This is a genomic window from Phocaeicola sp., from assembly GCF_057861905.1.
In genome coordinates this window covers 21,006-27,710 of sequence record NZ_DBMACV010000043.1, presented here as the reverse complement: position 1 = coordinate 27,710, position 6,705 = coordinate 21,006, and the positions used below count along the sequence as shown (strand labels likewise).

The following is a 6,705-nucleotide window of genomic DNA, read 5'->3' as shown; positions in this document are numbered from 1 at the left end:
TTGCTGCATATTGTTGCTTTCCGAAGAAGCCGTGTATCAATGTTACAAGAACTCTTGACACACAGCTCGCTTTGTTTTGAATTCGTCGAACTCACGTTAAGTATATTGAAGTAAGGTAAGGAGGTAAATAAAAAACTCCCAGACGAATATTATTTTCGTCTGGGAGCAGTTATGTTAGTTCTTTTATGCGCACCTTAATTATAAAGTGGAAGCATGGGATGTTCTGTATACAAGTTTGCGTTTTGCAATTCTTCCTGTTCAGGAATTCGGAACAGGTAGTATTTACTGTTTGGTTCAAACTCAGAACCATCAGGGAATACTGTTCTGGATGCAATATGTCCTTGAAGCAGCGTACATCTTTCTTTCTTATAGCTTTCAGGTTTGTCATCAGCATAAGTCAGTTCGCCATTTTCGTCCAAAATAGGAATATTAGAGTTGCTACCATCCGGATTTAGGATACATTCTACGTAGTGGCTCCAGTTTTTGCGTTCCAGACTCTTTTGGTTACGAATCAAATCTGTCAGTGAGAATCCTTCTCCCCATAACTCTTTACGGCGTTCCAACCAAATTTCTTCTCTCAGTTCATCGCCTGTAGCAGTAACTTCTGCTGCTGTATTACCGGCTTTCAATCGTGCCTGACGTAATTCTTTCAGTAAGCTCTGTGCTTCTCCTTCTTTGCCTGGCAGGTGAGTTGCGGCCTCTGCTTTAATAAGGAACATTTCTGCTACACGCATCAGAATAATGTCTCCCAATCCGTTGTTGATATCCGCAAATTTAAACTTATAATTCAGCATAGTCCATTCGCCGTAACCAGCGTTAGCTCCCCAACGGAATAAATCTTTACGATAGTCATTATCTTCAAATTTTTCCTTGAAAAACGGATCTACATTAAAGCAACTGTAATAAGAGCCTTCGGTTGTACAATCTTTGAAATTGAAATTGTAGGCAGCCAGATTGTCTTCCAGTGTAGAAGAAAATCCCCACATCCATTCTTCGTTGGTTGCATCATTGAATCCGCTCTTGAATTCTTCTTCCGACATCAGGTATTTACCTTTGGCTGTCATAGCTTCGTCTGCATAGTTGTAGGCAGCTTGCCATTCTCCTGCATATAAGTTAGTACGTGCCAATAACCCCTTTACCACAGTTTTATCAATACGGTATTGGTCAGTTGCGTTAATACCTCTATTATATTTGTCCGGAATTAAAGAATAGGCATCTCCTAAGTCGGTTAAAGAGCGCTGGAATACATCTTTTACAGTGGATGCAGGCTTACCGGTCAATGCCATATTCAGGTCTGTCGGCTCTGTGTAGATAGGTACACAAGCGTTGTTGGCATACTTTTCATTACCCACTCCAAAAGAATAGTGAGTAGCCAGAAGCATATATACATAACCGCGGGTAGCCAAAGCCTGACCTTTGATGATGTTTTTGTCTTCTTCACTTCCTTCGGCCTGGTCAATGTATGCAATGATGTTGTTGCAGTTGTTTATGGCATCGTAAAACAAATCCCATGCCATATCGTTGATTTCTCCACGTCCGTAGCCGTTGGTAAGACTGTAACTTGAGCTATATCCGTAGCTGGTTGTTCTTACTACATCCGATCCGGCAAAATCATCATTCATCATAATAGAGCCTAATCCGATAGATGCGAGGGTGAAACCGTTTGTAAAAAGAGAGCTCCATGTACCGTTTAGCACACTTTCGCAACGTGCTGTAGTTTTAAATGCGTCTTCAGAAGGAAGGTAGTTGGTGGGGGTGGTATCCAGATCGCAAGATGCCATACTGCATGCGAGTAATATTCCCCAGGTTATATTTTTATAACTGAATTTCATATTTTAAGAATTAAATTAAAGTGTTACATTAATACCGAATGAGAAAGTTTTCATGGCAGGGTAGCGGAATGAAACAGAACCACTGATAGGTTGTTCCGGATCAAGACCTTGCTGGTGGCTGAATGTCAGCAGATTTTCTCCTTGAAAGAAAATGCTTGCTTCTTTCAGTGAAGCTACGTGTATCCATTTTTTCGGTAATGTATAACTTAATGTCACAGTTTTTAAACGTAAGAATGAACGGTTTACCAACCAACGGCTTGAACCACTGGTGAAGTAGTCTGTCTGGTTATAAGACAGTTTGGGGACATCTGTAATATCACCCGGCTTTTGCCAGCGTTCCAGCATTTCTTCGCTCAGTGAGCTACCGTTACCTCCTGATGTGCTCATCATCATCACATAGTCGTTGTTGTATAACTTACCACCAATTGCATAAGAGAACAACATTGATAAAGAGATATTTTTCCAAGTCAAATCAGACTGGAAACCTCCGGTCAGTGTCGGCAGTGAACTTCCCAACTTCACCTTATCGTTTGAATTCAGAGAAGAGTAGTTGCTTGTAGGTACTCGGCTTCCGTCTTCTTGTGTCTTATACCATTGTGGCGCACCTGTTTCAGGATTAACTCCTGCCCATTCATACATCCAATAGTCGTACAAAGAACCGCCTTTTACCCATTTCTTCGAACCGTTCCACATAACATCTGTAGGAAGTTCTACAATTTCATTTTTATAGGTAGTTGCATTTACACTTAATTTCCATGTCCAGTCTTTGGTCAGAATCGGAGTACCGCTGATTGTGAATTCCCAACCATAGTTTTTCAGCTTACCGATGTTGGCATCAATACTAGAGAATCCGCTTGATGGAACCAGGTCGCGTGAGAACAGCAAGTCTTTAGATGAACGCTGGAAGTATTCGATAGTACCGTTCAAGCGGTTGTTCCAGAATCCGAAATCCAAACCGATATTCAGGTTTAAGTTAGTTTCCCAAGTCAAGTTAGGAGTAGCCAGACGATAAGCTGTCAATGCAGGGTTTCCAAACAGGCTTCCCATACCATACAAAGCCTGATATGCATAGTAACCTACATTATCATTACCTTGTGCACCATAGCTGGCACGCAAAGTCAAGTTTGTCAACCAGTCATTTGCTGCTGATTCGAGGAATTTTTCGCGTACGATTTTCCAAGAAGCACCAAAAGACCAGAATGTTCCCCAGCGATGATCTGGATGGAAACGAGAAGAACCGTCTGTACGTACAGAAGTTGATGCAAAATATTTTCCTTGGTATGAGTATTCTGCACTACCAAAATAACTCAATAATTTGTACTGGTCGCTGTAACCAGAGAAACTGTTCAGTGTAGAAGCAGCATCGGGTTCAAAATATCCGTCGGTAATTACACCCGAACGTGAACCGCCGAAGCTGGATGTATTGTATTCATAATACTCCTGACCCAACATTACACGTACATCGTGTGCATCGTTGAATGTATGATTCCAGTTTACTACATTGTTGAATGTCATACCGGTAGTACGGTCGTTTTCTTTCTGTACACTTCCTATCAAAGGTTGTTTACCATAAGTCGGGTTGTCGTAGAAATGAGTAAAGCGACTGTTGTAGTCTAAGTTTACAGACATCTTGTAGCTCAGTCCTTCAATCGGAGTAATCTGTAAAAATCCACGTACAGATGCAGCGTCACGTTTGTATTCTTTTTTGTCATAGTACATAGACTGTGCAAAGTTCTGTCCGTTGTAAGAACCTTTACGATAGGTACCGTAATCATAGATCCGGTTACCGTTTTCATCCAGAATATATTCTCCTGTATCCATATTACGTTCGTAAACAGGATAGAATGAAGGTATATCACGAGCAGCCAATACAACGTTGCCAATAGCTGTATCATCCTGTTTCGGATAATTTTGGATGGAGTGGCTTGCTGATACGTTCAAACCTACTTGCAACCAATCACGTAAATCAGTGGTAATATTGGTTCTTAAATTGTAGCGTTTAAATCCAGAACAGATATAAGCACCTTGATCGTCCAGGTAACCCAATGAGAAATAGTATTTGGTTTTCTCGCTACCGCCAGACACACTGGCATTCAAATCTGCATAATGTGCATCTTGTGTCAATGCATCTTCCCAACTGTCGTCCCAGAGAGGAGTGGCTCCTTCTACCAAGTTTCCGTACTGGTCAATGGGTTGAGGGTATTTGCTACCATAAGGGTTGATACCCAGTCCGCCAGTACCGGTAGTAGTCAAGACAGCTGAGGCTGCTTTTCCGGCATCTTCAGCGCTCATTGCATTTTTTCCGGTCATATAGCTGTTGCGGAGTGCTTCCCATTGCAGTTTGAAGTAGTCGTTTGTACTTAACTGATTATAATCGCTGACAGCACGGCTTGAAAAACCATATTTAGCAGATAACTGGATGGTTGGTGCAGAACCGGTTTGTCCTTGCTTGGTTGTAATCATAATTACACCATTGGCTGCACGAGAACCGTACAGTGAAGCTGCTGCTGCATCTTTCAGTACAGTGACAGAAGCAATGTCTTGTGATGAAATAGAAGACAGTTTTCCATCGTAAGGAACTCCATCAACTACATACAAAGGAGTTTGTGAAGCATTTACAGATCCCACACCACGAATGTAGATGTTGGCATCTTCTCCCGGTTGTCCACTGGTAGAGAATGATTGTAAACCAGCCACTGTACCTTGCAATGCCTTCGATACGCTGGCTACCTGAGAAGAAGCTACGATTTTCTTGTCGATGACACTGGCTGAACCTGTAAAGGTAGACTTCTTTGCAGTACCATAAGGCACGGCAATCACTACTTCTTCCATCGCAATAGATGATTCTTTCAGATTTACGTTGATTACTTTTTTGCCTTTGATGGGAACTTCTACAGTTTCATAGCCAATAAATGAAAAAACTAATGTGCTTTTAGCGTCTACTTGCAAGGAGTATCCTCCGTCGATAGAGGTAATGGTACCTTGGGTTCCTCCTTTTACCGCTACTGTTACACCCGGCATCTCTTCGCCGTTGGCTGTAACTTTACCGTTCACAGTAATGTTCTGTGCGTAAGTCGTTATGCAGATTAGCATACTGCATAATAGGGATAAAAACTTACTCATAAAATCTCTCTTAATTAAAGTTTACTTAGAAATTAAACAACTCTCTTTTTTTTATTCATCAAAGTATTTAAAATTTTTATATACTTCTTCTTTATCGGGCACAAATATATAAAATTTTTAATTAAAAAGTAATAAAGAGTAAAAAAAAACGTCGTTTTTCTTGCTATCTGTATGAATAATTATTTATTATTCTGTTTGCTGAAGGAGAAAAAGAGAGGGGGGAAGGGGTGTTTGTACAAGCTTTTTCTGTGGTTCCCGGAAAAATCGTTACCTTTGTAGCGTAAATCAATAAGAAGCGATGAATTATTCAATAAAGGATTTTGAAATCATGGCACCAGTGGGTTCTCGTGAATCTCTGGCTGCTGCTATTCATGCTGGAGCAGACTCTATCTATTTTGGTATCGAAAGTCTGAACATGCGTGCGCGTTCGGCAAGTACGTTTACTATCGATGATTTGCGCGAAATTGCACAGATCTGCGATGAAAATGGAGTGAAGAGTTATCTTACTATTAATACGATTATTTACGACGAAGATATCACTTTGATGCGCAAGATTGTCGATGCGGCAAAAGAAGCAGGTATCAGTGCGGTAATTGCTGCCGATGTAGCAGTAATGGCCTACTGCAATAAAGTAGGGCAGGAGGTGCATCTTTCTACACAGCTCAACATCAGCAATGCGGAAGCCTTGAAGTTTTATGCACAGTTTGCCGATGTCGTGGTATTGGCTCGTGAACTGAATCTGAAGCAGGTACGCAAGATATACGATGCCATTCAGGAACAAGGTATCAAAGGACCGATGGGAGAGCCGGTACGCATTGAAATGTTCTGTCACGGTGCTTTGTGTATGGCTGTATCGGGCAAGTGTTATCTGAGTCTGAATGAACTGAATGCATCTGCCAATCGCGGAGCTTGCATGCAGGTCTGCCGTCGTTCGTATATAGTGAAAGACAAGGAGAGCGATATCGAACTGGAAGTGGACAATCAGTATATCATGTCACCTAAAGACCTGAAGACCATTCATTTTATGGATGAAATGATTGAGGCAGGTGTACGGGTGTTCAAGATAGAAGGACGTGCACGTGGACCAGAGTATGTGCGTACTGTAGTGGAGTGTTACAAGGAAGCTATTCAGTCTTACCTGGATGGAACTTTTACCGAAGAGAAGAAGGCAGATTGGGATACTCGCTTGAAGACTGTGTTCAACCGTGGATTCTGGAACGGATATTATTTGGGACAGCGTTTGGGAGAGTGGAGCCGTAATTACGGTTCGGAAGCTACAGAACGTAAAGTTTATGCCGGAAAAGGTATCAAATACTTCTCCAATATCGGCGTGGCAGAGTTCCTGATTGAAGCCAGTGAAATCAAGGTTGGCGACAAGTTGCTGATTACAGGACCTACTACAGGAGCAATGTATGTTACGCTGGACGAAGCGCGTGTTGACCTGAAACCGGTAGATGTAGTAAAGAAAGGAGTACATGTTTCGTTCAAGGTGCCCGACCGGATTCGTCCGAGCGACAAACTTTACCGTATTGTTCCTGCCGATGAACTGAAAAAGAAATAATCTTTATCGCTTATATAAGATATACCCCTTTGGCGTCTGTTTCCTCTTGTTTAAAAATCAAGTTTCCGGGAATGGGCGTGAAAGGGGTATTCTGTTTATGGGAACTTGCAGGGAGTTGAAAAAGATGTGGTGCTGTCTGGTAAAAAACGTCTTGACGTTTTTTTATTTTTTGTACAAAAAAAATCGAAA

3 protein-coding genes are annotated in these 6,705 nt (G+C 41.6%); 1 reads left to right on the top strand and 2 read right to left on the bottom strand.

The features are described 5' to 3' along the window. Window positions 1–194: 194 nt before the first annotated feature. Together ACZM60_RS09555 and ACZM60_RS09550 are read right to left on the bottom strand one after the other, a co-directional pair. The gene (locus ACZM60_RS09555) at window positions 195–1,832 is read right to left on the bottom strand and encodes a RagB/SusD family nutrient uptake outer membrane protein (RefSeq protein ID WP_489521375.1); all 1,638 of its coding nucleotides are present in this window, start codon (window positions 1,830–1,832) and stop codon (window positions 195–197) included. 15 nt (window positions 1,833–1,847) lie between these two features. Next, complete coding sequence (locus ACZM60_RS09550; protein WP_489521374.1) at window positions 1,848–4,955, bottom strand: SusC/RagA family TonB-linked outer membrane protein; 3,108 nt, start codon at window positions 4,953–4,955, stop codon at window positions 1,848–1,850. 298 nt (window positions 4,956–5,253) lie between these two features. Here ACZM60_RS09550 and ACZM60_RS09545 point away from each other — a divergent pair, with 298 nt between their 5' ends. Continuing rightward, complete coding sequence (locus ACZM60_RS09545; protein WP_489521373.1) at window positions 5,254–6,516, top strand: peptidase U32 family protein; 1,263 nt, start codon at window positions 5,254–5,256, stop codon at window positions 6,514–6,516. Window positions 6,517–6,705 lie beyond the last annotated feature (189 nt).